General features: G+C 54.6%; 20 protein-coding genes. 4 read left to right on the top strand and 16 right to left on the bottom strand.

Annotation, left to right across the window (positions count from 1 at the left end):
* Positions 1–14 precede the first annotated feature (14 nt).
* From IP581_RS08985 to yceD, 13 genes are all read right to left on the bottom strand, one after another.
* Complete coding sequence (locus IP581_RS08985; protein ID WP_193822325.1) at positions 15–809, bottom strand: metal-dependent hydrolase; 795 nt, start codon at positions 807–809, stop codon at positions 15–17.
* 9 nt (positions 810–818) lie between these two features.
* Positions 819–1,823 carry a DNA polymerase III subunit delta' gene (gene holB, locus IP581_RS08980; protein ID WP_193822324.1) on the bottom strand — a complete coding sequence of 335 codons (1,005 nt, stop codon included), beginning with the start codon at positions 1,821–1,823 and terminating at the stop codon, positions 819–821.
* Positions 1,820–2,461, bottom strand: a complete 642-nt coding sequence (gene tmk / locus IP581_RS08975; RefSeq protein ID WP_086869717.1) for a dTMP kinase — start codon at positions 2,459–2,461, stop codon at positions 1,820–1,822. Before tmk ends, holB begins: the two co-directional genes overlap by 4 nt.
* Positions 2,451–3,473, bottom strand: a complete 1,023-nt coding sequence (yceG, locus tag IP581_RS08970; protein ID WP_193822323.1) for a cell division protein YceG — start codon at positions 3,471–3,473, stop codon at positions 2,451–2,453. Before yceG ends, tmk begins: the two co-directional genes overlap by 11 nt.
* Positions 3,470–4,285, bottom strand: coding sequence for an aminodeoxychorismate lyase (gene pabC / locus IP581_RS08965; RefSeq protein WP_086869721.1), 816 nt, complete (start codon positions 4,283–4,285; stop codon positions 3,470–3,472). The genes yceG and pabC overlap by 4 nt, the downstream gene beginning before the upstream one ends.
* Positions 4,286–4,401: 116 nt before the next feature.
* Positions 4,402–5,643: a beta-ketoacyl-ACP synthase II gene (fabF, locus tag IP581_RS08960; protein WP_017456424.1), complete on the bottom strand. Its 1,242-nt coding sequence runs from the start codon at positions 5,641–5,643 to the stop codon at positions 4,402–4,404.
* A 90-nt stretch (positions 5,644–5,733) separates the two neighbouring features.
* The gene (gene acpP / locus IP581_RS08955) at positions 5,734–5,970 is read right to left on the bottom strand and encodes an acyl carrier protein (RefSeq protein ID WP_000103754.1); all 237 of its coding nucleotides are present in this window, start codon (positions 5,968–5,970) and stop codon (positions 5,734–5,736) included.
* A 154-nt stretch (positions 5,971–6,124) separates the two neighbouring features.
* Positions 6,125–6,859, bottom strand: a complete 735-nt coding sequence (fabG, locus tag IP581_RS08950; protein WP_017456423.1) for a 3-oxoacyl-ACP reductase FabG — start codon at positions 6,857–6,859, stop codon at positions 6,125–6,127.
* Between the two features lie 12 nt (positions 6,860–6,871).
* Positions 6,872–7,801, bottom strand: coding sequence for an ACP S-malonyltransferase (gene fabD / locus IP581_RS08945; RefSeq protein WP_193822322.1), 930 nt, complete (start codon positions 7,799–7,801; stop codon positions 6,872–6,874).
* Between the two features lie 16 nt (positions 7,802–7,817).
* On the bottom strand, positions 7,818–8,771 hold the full coding sequence (locus tag IP581_RS08940) for a beta-ketoacyl-ACP synthase III (protein ID WP_086869726.1): 954 nt from the start codon (positions 8,769–8,771) through the stop codon (positions 7,818–7,820).
* A gap of 6 nt (positions 8,772–8,777) precedes the next feature.
* Positions 8,778–9,866, bottom strand: coding sequence for a phosphate acyltransferase PlsX (gene plsX / locus IP581_RS08935; RefSeq protein WP_193822321.1), 1,089 nt, complete (start codon positions 9,864–9,866; stop codon positions 8,778–8,780).
* A 79-nt stretch (positions 9,867–9,945) separates the two neighbouring features.
* Positions 9,946–10,119 (bottom strand): 50S ribosomal protein L32, encoded by a 174-nt coding sequence (rpmF, locus tag IP581_RS08930; protein ID WP_020457446.1) that lies wholly within the window; start codon positions 10,117–10,119, stop codon positions 9,946–9,948.
* A 16-nt stretch (positions 10,120–10,135) separates the two neighbouring features.
* Positions 10,136–10,657, bottom strand: a complete 522-nt coding sequence (gene yceD, locus IP581_RS08925) for a 23S rRNA accumulation protein YceD (RefSeq protein ID WP_007374493.1) — start codon at positions 10,655–10,657, stop codon at positions 10,136–10,138.
* A gap of 141 nt (positions 10,658–10,798) precedes the next feature.
* On the opposite strand from yceD, the gene IP581_RS08920 reads away from it, so the two are divergent.
* Both IP581_RS08920 and IP581_RS08915 read left to right on the top strand, forming a co-directional pair.
* Positions 10,799–11,383 (top strand): Maf family protein, encoded by a 585-nt coding sequence (locus IP581_RS08920; protein ID WP_086869730.1) that lies wholly within the window; start codon positions 10,799–10,801, stop codon positions 11,381–11,383.
* Positions 11,384–11,468: 85 nt separating this feature from the next.
* A complete protein-coding gene (locus tag IP581_RS08915; protein WP_193822320.1) occupies positions 11,469–12,620 on the top strand; it encodes a dienelactone hydrolase family protein in 1,152 nt (383 codons plus the stop codon).
* Positions 12,621–12,661: 41 nt separating this feature from the next.
* On the opposite strand, the gene rluC is transcribed toward IP581_RS08915, so the two are convergent.
* Positions 12,662–13,615, bottom strand: coding sequence for a 23S rRNA pseudouridine(955/2504/2580) synthase RluC (gene rluC / locus IP581_RS08910; protein ID WP_193822319.1), 954 nt, complete (start codon positions 13,613–13,615; stop codon positions 12,662–12,664).
* Between the two features lie 570 nt (positions 13,616–14,185).
* Between rluC and rne the strand changes: the two genes are divergently transcribed.
* Positions 14,186–17,332, top strand: coding sequence for a ribonuclease E (rne, locus tag IP581_RS08905; RefSeq protein WP_193822318.1), 3,147 nt, complete (start codon positions 14,186–14,188; stop codon positions 17,330–17,332).
* 43 nt (positions 17,333–17,375) lie between these two features.
* Here rne and IP581_RS08900 read toward each other — a convergent pair whose 3' ends face one another.
* Positions 17,376–18,278, bottom strand: coding sequence for a LysR family transcriptional regulator (locus IP581_RS08900; RefSeq protein ID WP_407659126.1), 903 nt, complete (start codon positions 18,276–18,278; stop codon positions 17,376–17,378).
* Positions 18,279–18,439: 161 nt separating this feature from the next.
* On the opposite strand from IP581_RS08900, the gene IP581_RS08895 reads away from it, so the two are divergent.
* Positions 18,440–19,651, top strand: coding sequence for an MFS transporter (locus tag IP581_RS08895; RefSeq protein ID WP_193822316.1), 1,212 nt, complete (start codon positions 18,440–18,442; stop codon positions 19,649–19,651).
* 81 nt (positions 19,652–19,732) lie between these two features.
* On the opposite strand, the gene flgL is transcribed toward IP581_RS08895, so the two are convergent.
* Positions 19,733–20,701: a flagellar hook-associated protein FlgL gene (gene flgL / locus IP581_RS08890; RefSeq protein WP_086869739.1), complete on the bottom strand. Its 969-nt coding sequence runs from the start codon at positions 20,699–20,701 to the stop codon at positions 19,733–19,735.
* Between the last annotated feature and the right edge of the window lie 5 nt (positions 20,702–20,706).

The following is a 20,706-nucleotide window of genomic DNA, read 5'->3' as shown; positions in this document are numbered from 1 at the left end:
AATAAGCTGACAGATCAGGCAGATTGCAGGCGGGATGGATCAACATGGAACAAACGGGAAAAGTTCTGTGTCGTCTGTTGCGCAAGCTCTTCGACAGAAACGCCTTTCAGCACCGCCATATATTCCGCCACATCGCGCGCCATCGCTGGCTGGTTCTCTTTGCCGCGATGCGGCACCGGGGCGAGATAAGGCGAATCGGTTTCGACCAGTAAGCGATCGAGCGGAATGTAACGAGCGGCATCACGCAACTGCTCAGCGTTGCGGAAAGTGACAATACCAGAGAACGAGATGTAAAACCCCATATCCAGCAGCTTACCCGCCGTTTCGCGATCTTCCGTAAAGCAGTGCAACACACCGCCACAATCCGTCACGCGCTCTTCCTGTAAAATCGCAAGCGTGTCTTCTCGCGCATCACGCGTATGGACTATCACTGGCTTATTCAGTTCGCGACCAATACGGATATGGTTACGGAAGGATTCCTGCTGGCGTGGCTTCGTTTCCGGCGTATAAAAATAGTCCAGTCCGGTTTCGCCCATTGCCACAACGCCCTCTTCCGCCGCCAGCTGGCGCAGCATTTCGACGTCGTACTCTTCATCCTGGTTCAATGGATGCACACCACAGGAAAAGACCACATTCGGGCGCTCTCCCACCAGCTCACGCATTGCACGATAACCTGGTAATGTCGTGGCAACCGCCAGACAAAACTTCACATCGCGCGCGGCGGCTTTCGCCAGTACGTCATCAACGTCTTTGTGCAAAGAGTGGTAATCCAGGCCATCGAGGTGGCAATGCGAATCAACTAAAAACATAATGTTCTCTTACAGATGGGAGACAGGAAGCGTTACGCCTGTTTGCTGGTAACGTTCCAGCGTTAACAATAAATCAGTCAGCAGCAACTCGCGGTTAACCCCGACCACACTAAGCAACTGTTCACGACAGGTAAAAATAGCATGCAGCAACGCATGCAGCGTTGGCGCTTGCACCTGGCGCGCCAGCTTTTCTACCAGCGCTAAGGCATCAACATTGCTGAGCAATGTCGCGCCTTGCTGCATTTTTAATGCATCAAGAAGCAACGCAGAGAACCACTGCAGACGTTCAGCCACTTTGTCGTGGTTGAGCGTCGCAAGCATCGCCAGCCAGTCACCGCTATTCAGCGCCGCGTCTGTTGCCTGGCAAAGCGTCTGCCGTTGCGCCCAGGCATCGTCCTGAAGCAGCGCTTCTGCCGCACCAGGCGAACCGGCGCACAAACGTAGTGCGGTCAGAATCGACTCATGCGAGGCGGTAACTTCCCGTGCAAGCCAGCTGCAGGCGTAGTTTTCAGCGGGAGGCGCAAGGTGGTGCGAGCGGCAGCGGCTGCGCAAGGTCGCTAATAATCGCGCCGGCTCCCGGCAGCCGAGGAAGAACCAGGTATGCGCGGGCGGTTCTTCCAGTGTCTTCAGCAACGCGTTGGCGGCAGCGTCGGTCAGCAACGCGGCATCCTGGATCCACACCACTTTCGCGCCACCCAGCCGCGCATGTTCGTAAAGCTTTTCACTCACTTCACGCACCGCGTCAATGCCAAGCGCCGATTTTCCTTTTTCCGGTGCCAGTGCATAGTAATCGGGGTGCGTTCCAGCCTGCATAAGCTGACAACCGCGGCAGTGACCGCAGCTTTTATGGCCTTCAGGTGTCTGGCATAGCAAGAAACGGCTGATGGCATAAATCAGGGCATCTTCGCCCATCCCCGGCAGGGCGTGGATCAGCAACGCGTGGTGTCCACGACCGCTCTGATAACTGGCAACCAGTTGCTCAAAATCGGGACGCAGCCACGGATACCATTTCATGCGCCCTGCTCCTGCACCCAGGCTGTCACTGTCTGGCGGATGTCGGCAATCACGTTGTCCAGTGGTTGTGTCGCATCAATAGTGCGAATACGCTCATCCTGCGCCGCCAGTTCGAGATAGCGTGCGCGGGTACGATTGAAGAAATCCAGCGACTCTTGTTCGATACGATCCAATTCACCACGCGCACGCGCACGTTTCAGACCGACTTCCGGCGTGACATCCAGATAGAGCGTCAAATCCGGGCGAAAATCTCCCAGTACGGCATCGCGCAGTGTAGCCAGCATGGTTTGATCAATACCGCGTCCGCCGCCCTGGTATGCCTGCGTTGAGAGATCATGACGATCGCCGATCACCCAGCAACCACGCGCCAGTGCAGGTTTAATGACGGTTTCTACCAGTTGCACACGAGCTGCGTAAAACATCAGAACTTCGGCCTTATCGGTAATGACTTCATCACCAACAGAACGGATATCCAGCACCAGGCTGCGCAATTTTTCCGCCAGCAGCGTACCGCCCGGTTCCCGCGTAAACACCATTTCACCGACGCCAAGCTCTTTCAGCGTCTCAACGATGACATCGCGCGCCGTGGTTTTCCCTGCGCCTTCAAGCCCTTCGATAACGATGTATTTACTGCCCATTTTTTTCCTTAAGTACTTTCAGGTAGTCCTGCACTGCCCGGTTATGGCTGGCGAGATTGGTATTAAATGTATGTCCGCCTTTTCCATCCGCGACAAAATAGAGATACGGCGTTTTCGCCGGATGCGCCGCCGCTTTCAGCGAGGCCTCACCGGGTGTAGCAATTGGGCCCGGCGGCAAGCCGCTAATCACATAGGTGTTATAGTCGCTCGGCGTTTCCAGATCGGCGCGCGACAGCTTACCATTATAACGCGCGCCCATCCCGTAGATAACCGTCGGATCGGTCTGCAGCCGCATCCCGACGCGCAAGCGGTTAATAAAGACGGAGGCCACCTGATCGCGTTCGCTGGCGACAGCCGTCTCTTTTTCGATAATCGACGCCATGGTGACCAGTTGGTTCTGATCTTTATACGGTAGCCCCTCCATGCGCCCTTCCCAGGCTTGCTCCACCGCACGCGACATTTTCTGATGCGCACGCTTGAGCAGCGCAATGTCCGTCGTATTGGCGGTGTACATCCAGGTATCGGGCCAGAACCAACCTTCTACCCATTGCGGGTGTTCCAGCTTCAGCGCCTCGGCCACCGTAGCGTAATCATCATCTTTCAGTGTGTGCTTAATATATGGCGCGTCGCGCAGTTGCTTGAGGTAATCACTCAGGCGCATACCTTCAACCAGACGCAGCGGAAACTGTGCTTCTTTCCCGCTCTCCAGTAACTGCAGCATCTCGCGCACGGTCATCTTCGGTGTAAAACGATAGGTGCCGGCTTTGAAATGTGATAGATCAGGCTCCAGTCGCAGCAGCCACTGGAACACGCGCGGGCGATTAATTACCTTTTCGCGATACAACAATTCACCCAACGCCACCCGACCAGTTCCGGCGGGCAGCGTGAAAATGGTTTCATCTTTAATCAGGATCTGGCTGTCCGCTAACTGGCGAACCTTCCAGACACCGGCTCCCGCCGCAATAACCAGCAAAGCCAACAGGAGGAGAACTACACGTAACATTTTCTTCATGACGGATTTATGCGCTCACACAAGGGGGCTAAAAAATGGTACAAATCGCGCGCTGACCAGCGCTGTTCCGCCCACTGGCGGACGGGAACAACTGGCATCAACGCGTTACAAATAATGACTTCGTCAGCCAGCATCAGCACATCGTGCCGCGCATTGACTTCGACAACCTCAAAAGCGGAAGTTTTCAACTGGCGCAAACAATATTGACGCATAATGCCATTAACACCGGCCTGATCAACGCGTGGCGTGAAGACCTTCGCACCCTGCCGCCAGAAGATATTGGCGGCACAACATTCAATCAGCCAGCCTTCGCTATCCAGCACCAGCGCTTCATCGGCTGAGGTCCGCTCAAGCCCGGCACGAATCAATACCTGCTCCAGTCGGTTAAGGTGTTTGATCCCGGCGAGCATCGGGTTGCGTCCGAGGCAAATATCACTCAATGCCAGCGTTACCCCTTCCTGCCGCCAACGCGCGTAATGCGCAGGGCTTGCTGATACCGACACTATCCGCGTCGGCGCTTCACAACCCGCAGCGCTATAGCCGCGCCCGCCAGTACCACGGCTGAGAATAACTTTCACCACACCCTCTTCTTTTTCTCTCGCGAGGTGGGTCATTTCCCGCGCCAGTACGTCCCAGTCGAGATAAGGGATCTGGAGCCGTTTACAGGCCAGACGCAGGCGCTGGAGATGCGCGTCTAGAAACTGAATTTGCCCTTCAAGGACGCGCGCGGTGGTAAAACAGCCATCGCCAAATTGCGTCGCCCGATCATTGGCGGCAAGCCATTGCTGCTCTTTACCATTAATCAAGAACATAGGGGGCTCCTTATGCGTCTGGCCGGACAGTTTGGCAGGATGAAAAGCGCAGGACAAGGGGATAAACCCGAATAGAAAAGGCCCGACAAGCGGGCCTTTAGTACACAGCTAAATGATCAGACTTTCTTGAAGATCAATGAGCCGTTGGTGCCACCAAAACCGAAGGAGTTACACAGGGTGTACTCCATACCGCTCACCTGGCGTGCAACATGCGGCACAAAATCCAGATCGCAACCTTCATCCGGGTTATCCAGGTTGATGGTCGGCGGAACAGCCTGATCGCGCAGGGCGAGGATCGAGTAGATAGATTCTACTGCGCCTGCCGCCCCCAACAGATGACCGGTCATCGATTTGGTCGAACTGACCATTACTGTGCGAGCCGCGTCGCCAAATACCGATTTCACAGCCTGCGCTTCAGCCATATCGCCCGCTGGCGTCGATGTACCGTGCGCATTAACATAGCCAATCTGGGCTGGGGTGATGCCGGCATCTCGCAGGGCATTAACCATCGCCTTCGCGGCACCCGCACCGTTTTCCGGCGGAGACGTCATATGGTAAGCATCGCTGCTCATACCAAAGCCGACGATTTCAGCATAAATTTTCGCGCCGCGCTTTTTCGCATGCTCATACTCTTCCAGCATGATGATGCCCGCGCCATCGCCGAGAACAAAGCCGTCACGCTCTTTGTCCCACGGACGGCTTGCCGCCTGCGGATTGTCGTTGCGGGTAGACAACGCGCGCGCTGCGCCAAAACCACCCACGCCTAACGGCGTACTGGCTTTTTCCGCGCCGCCTGCCAGCATTGCGTCGGCGTCACCGTAAGCGATGATACGCGCCGCATGACCGATGTTATGCACACCAGAGGTACACGCTGTCGCGATGGAAATACTCGGGCCTTGCAGACCGAACATGATAGTCAGATGACCTGCCACCATGTTGACAATCGTTGAAGGTACGAAGAACGGGCTGATTTTACGCGGCCCACCCTTGACGAGGGAGCTGTGGTTTTCTTCGATCAGGCCGAGGCCGCCGATACCAGAACCAATCGCTGCGCCAATACGGGATGCGTTCTCTTCTGTGACTTCAAGGCCGGAATCCTGCATGGCCTGAACGCCAGCCACAATTCCATATTGAATGAAGTCGTCCATCTTGCGCTGTTCTTTGCGCGAGATGATGTCTTCACAGTTAAAATCCTTTACTAAGCCAGCAAATTTGGTTGCATAGGCGCTAGTATCGAAATGGTCGATCAGGCTGATGCCACTCTGACCGGCAAGGAGAGCTTTCCAGGTAGACTCTACGGTATTGCCGACAGGAGACAACATGCCAAGTCCGGTCACAACTACACGACGCTTAGACACGTTTGTCCTCCAGGGAGGGATAAAAAAGAGATTCGTGGGATAACTTCAGATAAAACTCAGGCGGTCGAGTGACCGCCTGGAGATGTTCACTTACGCCTGGTGACCGTTGATGTAATCAATGGCAGCCTGAACGGTGGTGATCTTCTCAGCTTCTTCGTCCGGAATCTCAGTATCAAACTCTTCTTCCAGAGCCATTACCAGCTCAACGGTGTCAAGAGAATCAGCGCCCAGGTCTTCAACGAAGGAAGCATTGTTGGTAACTTCTTCCTGCTTAACGCCCAGCTGTTCGCCGATAATTTTCTTAACGCGTTCTTCGATAGTGCTCATACTCTTAAATTTCCTATCAAAACTCGCTTTCGCGATGGTTTTCGTAGTGTATAAAATGTTGAAAAATTTGCAACTAAATCCCGGCAGTTCTTACCACGATTTTACGCTATTTTGAGGCTTTTCGCCCTAATAACGCAAATAATTTTCATCGTGGTTAAACCATATACATTCCGCCATTGACGTGCAGGGTTTCACCAGTGATGTAACCTGCCTCGTCAGAGGCTAAAAATGCAACCGCACTGGCGATTTCCTGAGCACCGCCAAGGCGGCCCGCAGGAACCTGCGCCAGAATACCCGCACGCTGATCATCAGACAGCGCACGCGTCATGTCCGTTTCAATAAAACCCGGAGCAACAACGTTTACAGTAATACCGCGGGACGCAACTTCACGCGCCAACGATTTACTGAAACCGATAAGACCCGCTTTCGCCGCAGCGTAGTTGGCCTGACCAGCATTTCCCATGGTACCAACCACAGAACCGATAGTGATAATACGCCCATGACGCTTTTTCATCATAGCGCGCATTACCGCTTTTGACAGACGGAAAACGGATGAAAGATTGGTGTCGAGAATATCGTTCCATTCATCCTCTTTCATGCGCATTAGCAGGTTATCACGGGTGATCCCGGCATTATTTACCAGAATATCAACCTCGCCAAATTCTGCGCGAATGTTTTCCAGAACAGATTCGATGGATGCCGCATCAGTCACATTCAGCAGCAGACCTTTGCCATTCGCACCTAAATAGTCGCTGATCGCCTGCGCGCCGCTCTCGCTGGTCGCCGTACCGATAACCTTCGCGCCACGGGCAACGAGGGTTTCAGCGATAGCGCGACCAATACCGCGGCTTGCACCGGTAACCAGTGCGATTTTTCCTTCAAAACTCATGGTCTTCCTCTTTTATTGCGCAAGTGCCTCTGACACGGCAGCCGGCTCATTGAGCGCAGATGCGGTCAGGGTGTCAACAATACGTTTAGTCAGGCCGGTGAGGACTTTACCCGGACCAACTTCATACAGATGTTCAATGCCCTGCGACGCCATAAACTCTACGCTTTTCGTCCATTGCACGGGGCTGTACAGCTGGCGAACCAGCGCATCGCGAATCGCTTCTGGCGTCGTTTCGCACTTCACATCCACGTTATTTACAACCGGGATCTGCGGCGCGTTAAAAGTAATGTTATTTAATTCAGCGGCCAGTTTTTCTGCGGCAGGCTTCATCAGCGCACAGTGTGACGGCACGCTCACCGGCAACGGCAACGCACGTTTGGCACCTGCAGCTTTACAAGCAGCACCGGCGCGCTCAACGGCTTCTTTATGACCAGCAATAACCACCTGGCCTGGCGAATTATAGTTCACTGGAGAGACAACTTGCCCTTGTGCAGATTCTTCACATGCTTTGGCAATAGAAGCATCATCCAGACCAATAATGGCGGACATCGCGCCAGTACCCGCCGGCACGGCTTCCTGCATGAATTTCCCACGCAGTTCAACCAAACGAACCGCATCAGCAAACGTGATAACACCCGCACATACTAATGCGGAGTATTCGCCCAGGCTATGCCCCGCCATCAGCGCAGGCGTTTTACCCCCCTGCTGCTGCCATACGCGCCACAACGCGACAGAAGCGGCCAGCAGTGCCGGTTGTGTCTGCCAGGTTTTGTTCAGTTCTTCCGCCGGGCCTTGTTGCACCAGAGACCAGAGATCGTAACCCAGAACAGCTGATGCCTCTGCGAATGTCTCTTCAATCACCGGATAAGCCGCAGCCATATCAGCTAACATACCGACGGTTTGGGAGCCTTGTCCCGGGAACACAAAAGCAAATTGCGTCATTTTTTTATCCTTATACTCAGAAACGAACCAGCGCCGAGCCCCAGGTAAATCCGCCACCAAACGCTTCCAGCAGGACAAGTTGCCCCGGTTTAATGCGTCCGTCGCGTACCGCTTCATCAAGCGCGCTGGGAACGGAAGCTGCGGAGGTGTTGCCATGGCGATCGAGCGTAACGACGACGCTATCCATCGACATGCCGAGCTTCTTCGCTGTCGCGCTGATAATGCGCAAGTTAGCCTGATGTGGCACCAGCCAGTCCAGCTCGCTGCGCTCAAGATTATTGGCCGTCAATGTTTCATCAACAATACGCGCCAGTTCTGTCACCGCAACTTTGAATACTTCGTTACCCGCCATCGTCAGATAAGTCGGGTTTTCCGGATGCACACGATCAAGATTAGGCAGCGTCAGCAGCTCACCGTAACTCCCGTCTGCGTGCATATGTGTGGAGATGATGCCTGGCTCTTCGGAAGCACCCAGAACAACAGCGCCGGCGCCATCGCCAAACAGAATAATCGTGCCGCGGTCGTCCGGATCTAATGTACGCGCGAGCGCATCAGAACCAATGACCAACGCATGTTTCACCGCACCGGATTTAACATACTGATCGGCGATGCTCAGCGCATAAGTGAAGCCCGCACAGGCGGCAGCAACGTCAAACGCCGGGCAGCCTTTGATTTCCAGCATATTCTGGATTTGGCAAGCCGCGCTCGGAAAGGCATGCGTTGCAGAAGTGGTAGCAACAATGATCAAGCCAATCTGATCGTTATCGATGCCTGCCATCTCAAGCGCACGCTTAGCGGCTTCATAGCCCATGGTCGAAACCGTTTCGTTTGCAGCGGCGATGCGGCGCTCACGGATCCCTGTACGGCTAACAATCCACTCGTCAGAGGTTTCCACCATTTTTTCTAAATCGGCGTTTGTCCGAACCTGCTCAGGCAGATAACTGCCGGTACCAATAATCTTCGTATACATGTACGCTCAGTCACTCTTGGGTAATATACACACGCTCTGGTTTTCGCCATGCGTTGCAGACGAAGACGAGTGTGCATACACAGATTCCAGGCGAGCGGCGATCCGTTGTGGAACCTGCCGCTGCACCGCCTGCACTGCCTGCTCAATTGCCACGCAAAATGCGCGCTGATTCGCCGCACCATGACTCTTAATCACAGTGCCGCGCAATCCTAACAGACAGGCGCCATTATACTGGTCGGGGTTGAGGTGACTGAATCGCCTTGTCAGGCTTTTTTGTAACCAACGCTTTAATAAAATCAGCCACCACGACCTTTTTTTCCCTTCACCCTGCGATTTCAGCAGCGAAAGAAACATTCTGACAACACCTTCCATTGTTTTTAATGTGACGTTGCCGGTAAAACCGTCACACACCAGCACATCCGTTTTGCCGGTCAATAATTCGTTCGCTTCAAGATAACCAATGTAGTTCATTGAGGACATGGAGCGTAATAATGCCGCAGCATCACGGATGCTCTCGTGGCCTTTGGTCTCTTCTTCACCAATATTCAGTAGCGCCACACGTGGGTTGGCAATGCCGAGGATCTCTTCGGCCATCACCGAGCCCATCACGGCAAATTGCGCCAGCATCGTGCTGTCACAATCGACGTTCGCCCCAAGATCCAGCACAACGGTCTTGCCTTTCTGTTGATGAGGCAACACGGTCACCAGCGCCGGACGCTCAATTCCCTCAAGCGGTTTGAGCAGCATTTTCGCCAGCCCCATCAGCGCGCCGGTATTTCCCGCGCTCACACAGGCCTGTGCACGCCCCTCTTTAACCAACTCCAGCGCCATGCGCATAGAGGTACCACGACTACTACGAATCGCCTGCGCAGCGCGCGCATCACTGGCAATAACTGACTGGGCAGGAACAATAAGCAAGCGCGAGCGTTGCTCGAAATCAGCTTTGGCAAGTAATGGCGTGATAGCGTCGGGATCGCCGACTAAAAGAAGGTTAAGTTGAGAATTAGAGTTCAGTGCCTGCAAAGCTGCAGGCACTGTCACGGATGGGCCAAAATCTCCCCCCATGACATCTAACGCCAGGGTTAGACGTGTCAAGGTATCGTCGCAGCCTGGTTCGGTTTATCCCCGCTTATGCGGGGAAATCCTCACTAAGCTTCATCACGCTTGCGCGTGATTACTTAGTGATAACCTTGCGACCGCGGTAGAAACCGTCGGCGGTAACGTGGTGACGCAGGTGGGTTTCACCAGAAGTTTTGTCTACAGACAGGCTGGTGACTGCGGTCAGCGCGTCATGGGAACGACGCATGCCACGTTTGGAACGGGTTGGTTTATTCTGTTGTACGGCCATGGACCTTACTCCTTAATTACTTACGCTTTAAGCTGGCTAATACGGCAAATGGGTTTGGTTTCTGCGCTTCATCAGGCAGTTCCCCAAAGACCATGTCCGCCTCGGACACTTCACAGTGTTCAGAATCATGCACCGGAACTACAGGCAGGGAGAGAATGATTTCATCCTCGACCAGCGCCAGCAGATCGATTTCACCGAATTCGTTAACCTCAATCGGCTCATACGCTTCCGGCAGTGCTTCAGCCTGTTCGTCTGAACGCACAGGACTAAAACAATACGTGGTGTAGACCTGATGGGTGAACGGTTTCCCGCAACGCTGGCACTCGAGCGATACCGTGACTTTCGCATCACCGGTTAAAACGGCGAGACGTTGGTTATCGATAGCGAACGACATGGAGCATTCCACATCACTGTCTACGCTGACTACAGATTCAGCGACACGCTCCGCCTGTTCGGGAGTATAGATACCCTCGTAATCAAGGCGTTTTTGAGCCGTGCGAACCGGATCAAGAGTCAGGGGTAATTTTACCTTTTGCATAGGGCGCGCATATTAACTTTGTAACGTCATATAGTCAAAGAAAAAGGCAGCCTGCGGTTGCCTTTTGCCAATAATTCGCACACATTGCGGCCTACAGTTTAAAATGCCTGTCATTGTTAAGCCATATTTGGTGAAAAAAATATGTCGCAAATTATCCTCGCTTCCACTTCGCCCTACCGCCGCGCCCTGCTCGACAAGCTCGGCTTACCCTTCGAATGCGCCGCGCCGCAGACAGACGAAACCCCGCACGCAGGCGAAGCGCCTCGCCATTTGGTGCTAAGACTGGCGCAGGAAAAGGCGCAATCACTGGCGCAAAAATACCCTCAACATTTGATTATTGGCTCCGATCAAGTGTGCGTGCTTGATGGCGAAATTACCGGGAAACCGCACACGGAAGAGAATGCCCGCCAGCAATTACTGAAAGCCAGCGGCAATATTGTGACTTTTTATACGGGTCTGGCGCTGTTTAATTCCGCAACCGGTCATTTACAAACGGAATGTGAGCCTTTCGACGTCCATTTTCGCCGTTTAAGTGAACAGGAAATCGACGACTATGTCCGCAAAGAGCGCCCATTGAACTGTGCCGGTAGCTTCAAAAGCGAAGGACTGGGTATTGCGCTGTTTGAACGTCTTGAAGGACGCGACCCCAATACATTAATAGGGTTGCCGCTGATAGCATTGTGTCAGATGCTGCGGCGTGAACATTGTAACCCATTGTTAAGCTAATGCTTTCGCGATCACAGTTTCTTTTTTAGGCAAACGATACATTCATCACCATTATTAAAACATCGTTTTAATTTAAGGAGAGGTGATGAAGATTTTACGTACGTTGCCGCTGATGTTTGCCCTGTTGGCGTCTGGCAATGTGTATGCCCAAGATGAGTGGCAAACAGAGGGGATTGTTGAAGGCAATCTTCCGGCAAGCTGGCAAACGCTGAAAGCGCAGATGCGCTATCCCGATTCGTGGTTATCGGGCAACTACAACGATTTTCGCCAGTGGCAATCCCATAGCCGCCAGCTGTTTCGCCGCGCCCTGCTCACCCCGGATGCCACTAAGCCCTTTTCCCCTCACTCGATAGCCAAAGAAGATCGTGGCAGTTATACCGCTGAAAAGTTATCGCTGAATATTACAGACGATAACCGCATTTCCGCGCTGTTACTGATGCCGAAAACACCCGGCCCGCACCCTGCTATCGTTCTGTTGCACGATCATGGCTCGAAGTTTGATATCGGCAAAGAGAAGCTGATCCGCCCATGGGGCAATGCAGAGAAACTCGCCAGTGCGCAAGCGTGGGCTGACAAATTCTTCAGCGGAAAATTTATTGGTGATGAACTGGCAAGCCGGGGTTACGCGGTTATCGCTATCGACAGTCCCGGATGGGGCGATCGCGGCCCGATGATTTATGAACAGCAACAAGCGCTGGCCAGCAACTACTTCAATCTGGGACGCTCGCTGGCCGGCGAAGTAGCCTATGAAGATATGCGCACGGTCGATTTTATCGCCGCGCATCCCGGAGTGGACAGTAAACGCGTTGGCGTGTTGGGTTTCTCAATGGGTGGTTTTCGCGCCTGGCAACTGGCGGCGCTAAGCGAAAAAGTCGCTGCTACCGCGGTTATTTCGTGGTTTGGAACTTATAACGGTCTGATGCAACCCGGTAATAACGTGCTACGCGGTCAGTCCGCTTTCTATATGCTGCATCCAGGGATGCCCGCCCATATGGATATTCCGGATATCGCCAGCATCGCAGCGCCGAAGCCAATGCTGATTTTCAGCGGCGGCAAAGACAAGCTATTCCCGGCAGAGGCGGTAAAAGACGCTTTCAACAAAGTGCATCGGGTGTGGTCTTCGCAGCAGGCGGACGACAAACTGGTGACGAAAAGCTGGCCTGAGCTGGGACACGTCTTTTATCAGGAACAGCAAAATGAAGTGTTTCCGTGGCTGGACAAATGGCTGAAGCCGTAAGCACACCATGTTTTCCCCTCGCAGACGCGAGGGGAAAACAATTACTTAGCGTTGCGTAACACCTGCAGACAATGTTTGAGTGCATCATCAAGCGGCGCCTCTATACGCAAGGTTTCGCCCGTATGGGGATGCGTAAACTTGAGTGCCGCAGCGTGCAGAAACAGTCGTGACAGCCCTGTCTGCGCTAGTTGCTTATCAAATTCGCGGTCGCCATAGCGATCGTCAAAAGCAATCGGGTGGCCGGCATGCTGAGCATGTACACGAATCTGATGCGTACGTCCGGTCACCGGGCTACAACGCACCAGCGTCGCAAATTCGTAGCGTTCTTCAACTTTGAAGCGCGTCTCTGAAGGTTTGCCTTCGCTGTTTACCCGTACTATCCGCTCGCCGCTTTGCAGAATATTTTTCAGCAAGGGTGCCTGCACCACTTTGACATGCGACTGCCACTGACCGCGGACCAGCGCCAGATAATCCTTCTGCATATCTTTACCGCGCAACTGCTCATGCAGGGAACGCAGTGCGGAACGTTTTTTTGCCACCAGCAAAACACCGGAGGTGTCACGATCTAAACGGTGAACCAGTTCAAGAAAACGGGCTTCCGGGCGCAACGCGCGCAAACCTTCAATCACGCCAAAGCTCAACCCGCTACCGCCGTGTACTGCAGTACCCGAGGGTTTATTCAGCACCAGAATATGATCGTCTTCATAGAGGATGACGTCGGTTAGCTGGGCAACTTTTTGCAAATGCGGAGAAACCGCCTCTTCTTCTTTTTCTGCCACGCGTACCGGCGGAATACGGATTTCATCCCCCGCTTCCAGCTTATATTCCGGTTTTACACGTTTTTTATTCACCCGCACTTCACCCTTACGCAGGATGCGGTAAATCATGCTTTTAGGTACCCCTTTGAGCTGGGTACGTAAAAAATTATCGATACGTTGCCCCGCTTCATCAGCGGTAATAGCAACAAATTTTACGGATGGTGTCTCAGTTTTCATGGGAGGCGATTCTAAATAGCCACGCTGAATAGCGCCACTCATTTTTCTATGCTTATATTTACAATTGACCCGGCAACTTCGTTTTACACAGTTGATTCGGCGGTTATTAAACCAATCTCCGGGCAAAGGTGAAAAAACTGTGAGTAACCGGGTGATAAATGGTAAAAGTCAGCTTGCTATAACAGGGTTCGCAAGGAATAATGTTGCGGTTTTCCGTGTTGAATCTTGTTAAAACAAGTAAATGAGCGGAATGACCAGTTTTGCCTGTCCGATCATACACGCAGCAATGGCGTAAGACGTATTGAGCTTTCAGGCAGTTAGCGGGCTGCGGGTTGCAGTCCTTACCGGTAGATGGAATCTTCTCTGGAGAGTTTTTCCCAGGCTGTTCCCCTGATAATTGCGCTGTGTTTTCCACAGGAAACACAGGCAACCGACACACTGCGCCTCTTTAGCGAGCGACAACCGTGAGGTTGGCGACGCGAATAGTCTCGAGGCCATCGGTTCTCCCCCGGAAAGGCGTTATCTTGCCCGCAGCTTAGTCGTCAATGTAAGAATAATGAGTAAGTTACGATGAAAAGAATGTTAATCAACGCAACTCAGCAAGAAGAGTTGCGTGTCGCACTTGTTGATGGTCAACGCCTGTACGACCTGGATATCGAAAGCCCGGGACACGAGCAGAAAAAAGCGAACATCTACAAAGGTAAAATCACCCGCATTGAACCCAGCCTTGAAGCCGCATTCGTTGATTACGGTGCCGAGCGTCACGGTTTCCTCCCCCTCAAAGAGATCGCCCGCGAATACTTCCCCGCTAATTACAACGCGCATGGACGTCCGAACATCAAAGACGTACTACGTGAAGGTCAGGAAGTCATCGTTCAGATTGATAAAGAAGAGCGCGGCAACAAAGGCGCGGCACTGACCACCTTTATCAGCCTTGCGGGCAGCTACCTGGTGCTGATGCCGAACAACCCGCGTGCGGGCGGCATTTCTCGTCGTATTGAAGGCGACGATCGCACCGAACTGAAAGAAGCGCTCTCCAGCCTGGAATTACCGGATGGTATGGGGCTCATCGTACGCACCGCAGGCGTGGGCAAATCCGCCGAAGCGCTGCAGTGGGATTTGAGCTTCCGTCTGAAACACTGGGAAGCTATCCAGAAAGCCGCCGAAAGCCGCCCGGCGCCGTTCCTGATCCATCAGGAAAGCAACGTGATTGTGCGCGCTTTCCGTGACTATCTGCGTCAGGATATCGGCGAAATCCTTATCGATAACCCGAAAGTGCTTGAGCTGGCGCGCCAGCACATCGCTGCGCTGGGTCGTCCGGATTTCAGCAGCAAAATTAAACTGTACACCGGGGAAATCCCGCTGTTCAGCCATTACCAGATTGAGTCGCAGATTGAATCCGCTTTCCAGCGTGAAGTCCGTCTGCCATCCGGTGGCTCTATCGTTATTGACTCCACCGAAGCGCTGACCGCCATCGATATCAACTCCGCACGCGCAACGCGCGGTGGCGATATTGAAGAGACCGCCTTTAACACCAACCTGGAAGCGGCAGATGAGATCGCTCGCCAGCTGCGTCTGCGTGACCTGGGCGGCCTGATCGTTATCGACTTTATTGATATGACCCCGGTGCGCCATCAGCGCGCGGTGGAAAACCGTCTGCGAGAAGCGGTACGTCAGGATCGTGCGCGTATTCAGATCAGCCATATTTCCCGCTTCGGCCTGCTGGAGATGTCCCGCCAGCGCCTGAGCCCATCGTTGGGCGAGTCCAGCCATCATGTCTGCCCGCGTTGTAGCGGTACGGGTACCATTCGTGATAACGAATCCCTGTCGCTGTCGATTCTGCGTCTGATTGAAGAAGAAGCGCTGAAAGAAAACACTCAGGAAGTGCATGCGATTGTACCGGTTCCGGTCGCGTCATATCTGTTGAACGAAAAACGTGCCGCGGTAAGCGCTATCGAAGCCCGTCAGGGTGGCGTCCGCTGCGTGATCGTGCCAAACGACCAGATGGAAACCCCGCACTACTCCGTACTGCGCGTGCGTAAAGGCGAAGAGACGCCAACGCTGAGCTATCTGCTGCCGAAACTGCACGAAGAAGAGATGGCGCTGCCGTCTGAAGAAGAGTACGCCGAGCGTAAGTTACCTGAACAACCAGCACTGGCTACTTTCGTTATGCCGGACGTTCCGCCAGCACCACAAGCACCGGCCGCAAGCGCGAGTCAGGCGCAACCTGCCGCAACACCGGCAGCAGCGCCAGGCCTGCTTGGTCGTTTCTTCTCTGCACTGAAAGGCTTGTTCGCGAGTGAACCTGCTCCGGCGCCGGTTGAAGTAAAAGAAGAGAAAAAAGGCGAGAAACAAGAGCGTCAGCAGGATCGCCGTAAATCACGCCAGGGCAACCGTCGCGATCGTAATGACCGCCGTGACAACCGCAGCGAAGGCAATGAAGCGCGCGAAAGCCGTGATAACCGCGAAGGCCGCGAAGAGAATCGTCGTAACCGTCGTGAGAAATCACAGCAAAACGCCGAAGCCCGTGAATCTCGCCAGCCGGCCGCTGTTGATGAAACAGAAAAAGCGAAATCGCGTGACGAGCAGCAGCAACCTCGCCGCGAGCGCAACCGTCGTCGTAACGATGATAAACGCCAGGCGCAGCAGGATGTCAAAGAGCTGAACCGCGATGAACAACCTGCTCAGGAAACCGAACAGGAAGAGCGCGTACAGGTCATGCCGCGTCGTAAACAGCGTCAACTTAGCCAGAAAGTACGAATTGGCGGTGACAACAACGCAGAAAACCGCGTTGAAGAAGGCCCCGAACAGAACGCCGTAGCGCAAAACACGCAGCTGGCGAAAGTCGACCTGCCAGCAGTGGTTGAAACCGCACCGGTACAGGAACAGGATGAAAATGCTGAAGCACGCGAAAACGCGATGCCGCGCCGTTCGCGCCGTTCTCCGCGCCACCTGCGTGTGAGCGGTCAGCGTCGCCGTCGCTACCGTGATGAACGCTATCCGCTGCAATCTGCCATGCCGTTGACCGTCGCCTGTGCGTCACCGGAAATGGCGTCCGGTAAAGTGTGGATCCGCTACCCGGTTCCGCGCCAGCAGGAAGAGCAGCAGACTCAGGAACTGGCCGTTGAAAACAACGCCGCCCCTGAACAGGATATCGCTCCGGCGATGGCTGAAGCACAACTGGTTGCACATCCGCAAGCGGACATTGTTGAGCCGCAGGCGACGGTTGAAAATGTCGAGCCGGTAGTGGTTGAACCGCAAGCCGCGATTGAAGCACCGCAGCCGGTTGCAGTTGAAACCGCTCACCCGGAAGTCATTGACACGCCGGTAGATGAACAACCGCAGCTGATTGCTGAAGAAGATCGAACTGTTGCGCAGGAAGTAGCTGAAGAAGCCGAACCAGCACAGCAGGAAGTCGCGTCAGCAGCAGAAACGCCAGCCACTGATGCGGTAGAGGAAACTGCCGAAGAAACGGCTGCGCCAGTTGTTGCCGAGCCGGTGAAAGCGCCGGTAGTAGCGCACGTTGCTCCGGTAGCACGCAAAGTGGCTACCGCGCCAATGACCAAAGCGCCAGCGCCTGCCTATGTGCCGGACGCGCCGCGTCACAGTGACTGGGTACGCCCGCACTTCGTCTTCGAAGGTAAAGGTTCTGCGGGTGGCCACAGCGCCACGCACGCAGCGACCGCCCCCGCGACGAAACCGCCAGCGGCTGAGTAATTCACTGGCAGTAGGTAAAAAGCCGACCCTCGGGTCGGCTTTTTTATGCCTTCCGCACCGGATGGCGCATACCGCCAAGCCCCGGCATCACTTCACGCATCAGTTGTAAAAATTTCCGTAATCGCGCGGGATAATAGCGCGCCCACGGATAAACCAGGTGAACCGGCAGCGGCGCGGCCTGCCACTGCGGCAATAGCGCTATCAGTTTGCCACTGCGCAGCTCCTCTTCCACCGCCCAACTGGAAATCAACGTCACGCCAAGCCCACCGATAGCGGTATTACGGGCCGCATACAGGCTATCGGTATAAAGCCGTGGTGCAATCGCCACCTGCTCCGTATCGCCGCTTTGCAGATGGCTAAGATGAATTTCATGCTGGTAGAACGTACTGAGCGCAATCCACGGCAATGCTGATAGCTGCTGCGGTGTGTCGACAGCGGGAAAACGCGCCAGCAACGCGGGTGACGCCACGATACTGCGGGGAACTTCCGCCAGCAGTACCGACACGGTTGCCGGATCCACTTCTGCCCCAACGCGAATGGCGCAATCGATATTGGCACTGAGAAAATCGACATTTTTGTCATTGAGCATCCATTCAACGGAGAGTTGCGGATGGCGTTCAAGAAACTGGGTCAACGGACCGAGCAGTTGTTCCTGACCAAAAGCATGCGGCGCGCGCACGCGTAAAATCCCCACCGGCTCGTCGTCGGACTGGCTCAGTTCATCTTCCAGCGCCACCCAGGCATCCGCAACGCGCTTTGCATGCTGGTAGCAGCGTTCGCCATCATCCGTCAGCTTCATCGCATGGGTGGTGCGCAAGAGCAACTTAACGCCGAGCAGCGACTCCAGCGACTGCAAACGGCGGCTGACCGTCGCCTGAGTCGTATCGAGCTGGCGTGCCGCCGCCGACAGCGACCCGGCTTCCACGATACGGATGTAGGTCCGCATCAAATCCACCCTATCTATACGCTCTTGCCGTTTCATTATTATCTTACCTATACGTTTCACGTATAACCGTTTTACCACTCCGCTGGCTACCGCGCCATGCCCGGCTGCGTAAAAATGGCCTCACTTCGTTATTCACACCTAACGTTCCTGGGGAACCTGTTATGAACCGTTATTCTCTTTCGTCAGATGTTGTTGGCTGGGTCATTTTTGCCCTCGCGCTCGGCGCCGGATTCAGCGTCGCGGCTATCTACTATTCGCAACCGCTATTGCCATTAATGGGCAGCGACCTGCACTTAACCGTCAACGGTATGGGCCTGGTTCCGACGCTCACCCAGGCCGGTTATGCGCTGGGCATTTTGTTCCTGCTGCCGTTGGGCGACCGCCACGACCGCCGCCGTCTGATCCTGTTTAAAAGCGCGGCACTGGCGCTACTGTTACTGGCCTGTAGCCTGACCAGCCATCTGCCTTCATTGCTGATCGTCAGCCTGTTACTGGGCATGGCCGCAACGATGGCGCAGGATATTGTTCCGGCGGCGGCTATTCTCGCACCGGCGGGCAAACAGGGGAAAATGGTCGGCACGGTGATGACCGGTTTACTGCTCGGCATCCTGCTTTCCCGTACCGTCAGCGGCTTTGTCGGCGCGGCATTCGGCTGGCGTATCATGTACCAGCTTGCCGCAGTCAGCATTGCGCTGATTGGTGCGCTGATGTGGTCGGTGCTGCCGCGCTTTGCGACGCACTCCACGCTGAGCTACCCGGCACTGATGAAATCAATGGCGCACCTGTGGCAACGCTATCCGGCACTGCGCCGCGCCGCTTTCGCCCAGGGCTTTTTATCCATTGGGTTTAGCGCGTTCTGGTCAACCCTTGCGTTGATGCTGCTGGAAAAATATCAGTTAGGCAGCGCAGTTGCGGGGACTTTCGGCATCGCCGGTGCGGCAGGTGCGTTAGCGGCACCGCTGGCAGGTGGCCTGGCAGATAAAGTGGGCGCCGAAAAAGTCACACAGTTAGGCGCGGGTCTGGTAACGATTTCTTTCGCCCTGATGTTCCTGCTGCCGGTACTGCCGCCGCATGGTCAACTGGCACTGATTGCCCTCTCGGCGGTAGGCTTCGACCTGGGTCTGCAATCCAGTCTGGTTGCTCACCAGAACCTGGTGTACGGTCTTGAACCGCAAGCGCGCGGTCGTCTGAATGCGCTGTTGTTTACCGGTGTGTTCATTGGCATGGCGCTGGGATCTGTGCTGGGCAGCAAACTTTACTCCGTCGCGTCATGGCAGGGTGTGGTGATGCTGGCAACGGTGTCGGGTTTGGTTGCTCTGCTGATTCGCCTGTTCGACGCCCGCCAACTCCAGCAAGCTGCGCAGAAAGCGTAGGATAAAAAAAAGCCCGCTCCGGGGTGATGGAGCGGGCATACCGAACATGCCCAGTTTCAAGACATGCTCAAAATGAAAACATTACTTATTCATCTGGAACAGCGACAGACCCTGCATATCGGTGAACGCTTTATAGGATGCTTGCAGCGCGGCTTGTTGCATGGTGTAAGACGAAATCACCGAGTTCCAGTCCACGTCAATCAAATCACTCTTCTGCTGTTTCAGCGCAACCGTACGGTCATCGCCCAACGCATCGAGGGTGTCCAGTTCGTTCAACTGCGTACCCAGTTCAGCACGAACAGTCGACACGTTGTTCAGGGAGTTACCCAGACCACGGCTGGTTTTATCCACTACGGCCTGCGCTGCTGCCTTGGCGGTTTCATCGCCTGCGACCGGGGTTTTCAGGGCGGTAATCGCCGTATCGAGCATTTTGAACAGATCGGTTTCCGAGGTGCCCGGCAGGCCGGTACCCGGATCAATCGGTTCTGGCGTGGCGTTGCTGCTGATATGGTTGAACACCTCGGTGCCCGTATGCGCAATCACCATGGTACGCGAGGCGTCAACCTGCTGGGAGATCGCCTGGTTACCACCGCTATATGTGCCCGTGGCATCATACGGCGCGCTTTCCGTTTTATAACCGCCAAAAATATAGCGGCCGTTGCCGTCGGTGCTGTTCGCCAGGTTCAGCAACTGATCGCGATAACCCTGCAACTCTGTTGCCAGCGAAGCACGGTCATCATCACTCAGCGAACCGTTGCCCGCTTTAACAATGGTGCCCTGCGCGCCAGTGATCGCGGTCGTCACCTGCTGCAATACGCTCTCTTCCAGGGACACTTTCTGCCTGGCGAAAGTACGCGCCGTCTCATACTGGCTGTTTTGCGCCTGCGCCTGCGAAATCACCACGGCCTGCGAAGCGGCAATCGGATCGTCCGACGGGCGGTTAACCTTCTGCCCGGTCGCCATCTGCTCGCCGTAACCCAACCACAAGCTTTGCGAGTTGGTCACGCCGCGCATGCTTTGTTCGTACATCATTTGAGTACTGATACGCATTTTTC

Source organism: Kosakonia pseudosacchari (genome assembly GCF_015167415.1).
GTDB classification, from domain to species: Bacteria; Pseudomonadota; Gammaproteobacteria; order Enterobacterales; family Enterobacteriaceae; genus Kosakonia; species Kosakonia pseudosacchari.
Note: the sequence above shows the minus strand (reverse complement) of the source record. Positions and strands in the feature narration are given on the sequence as shown.

Bases quoted from the DNA above. Each gene is read 5' to 3' on its own strand.
- IP581_RS08985 (WP_193822325.1), bottom strand. From the start codon at position 809: ATGTTTTTAGTTGATTCGCATTGCCACCTCGATGGCCTGGATTACCAC.
- holB (WP_193822324.1), bottom strand. From the start codon at position 1,823: ATGAAATGGTATCCGTGGCTGCGTCCCGATTTTGAGCAACTGGTTGCC.
- tmk (WP_086869717.1), bottom strand. From the start codon at position 2,461: ATGGGCAGTAAATACATCGTTATCGAAGGGCTTGAAGGCGCAGGGAAA.
- yceG (WP_193822323.1), bottom strand. From the start codon at position 3,473: ATGAAGAAAATGTTACGTGTAGTTCTCCTCCTGTTGGCTTTGCTGGTT.
- pabC (WP_086869721.1), bottom strand. From the start codon at position 4,285: ATGTTCTTGATTAATGGTAAAGAGCAGCAATGGCTTGCCGCCAATGAT.
- acpP (WP_000103754.1), bottom strand. From the start codon at position 5,970: ATGAGCACTATCGAAGAACGCGTTAAGAAAATTATCGGCGAACAGCTG.
- fabG (WP_017456423.1), bottom strand. From the start codon at position 6,859: ATGAGTTTTGAAGGAAAAATCGCACTGGTTACCGGTGCAAGCCGCGGT.
- fabD (WP_193822322.1), bottom strand. From the start codon at position 7,801: ATGACGCAATTTGCTTTTGTGTTCCCGGGACAAGGCTCCCAAACCGTC.
- IP581_RS08940 (WP_086869726.1), bottom strand. From the start codon at position 8,771: ATGTATACGAAGATTATTGGTACCGGCAGTTATCTGCCTGAGCAGGTT.
- rpmF (WP_020457446.1), bottom strand. From the start codon at position 10,119: ATGGCCGTACAACAGAATAAACCAACCCGTTCCAAACGTGGCATGCGT.
- yceD (WP_007374493.1), bottom strand. From the start codon at position 10,657: ATGCAAAAGGTAAAATTACCCCTGACTCTTGATCCGGTTCGCACGGCT.
- IP581_RS08920 (WP_086869730.1), top strand. From the start codon at position 10,799: ATGTCGCAAATTATCCTCGCTTCCACTTCGCCCTACCGCCGCGCCCTG.
- IP581_RS08915 (WP_193822320.1), top strand. From the start codon at position 11,469: ATGAAGATTTTACGTACGTTGCCGCTGATGTTTGCCCTGTTGGCGTCT.
- rluC (WP_193822319.1), bottom strand. From the start codon at position 13,615: ATGAAAACTGAGACACCATCCGTAAAATTTGTTGCTATTACCGCTGAT.
- rne (WP_193822318.1), top strand. From the start codon at position 14,186: ATGAAAAGAATGTTAATCAACGCAACTCAGCAAGAAGAGTTGCGTGTC.
- IP581_RS08900 (WP_407659126.1), bottom strand. From the start codon at position 18,278: ATGCGGACCTACATCCGTATCGTGGAAGCCGGGTCGCTGTCGGCGGCG.
- IP581_RS08895 (WP_193822316.1), top strand. From the start codon at position 18,440: ATGAACCGTTATTCTCTTTCGTCAGATGTTGTTGGCTGGGTCATTTTT.
- flgL (WP_086869739.1), bottom strand. From the start codon at position 20,701: ATGCGTATCAGTACTCAAATGATGTACGAACAAAGCATGCGCGGCGTG.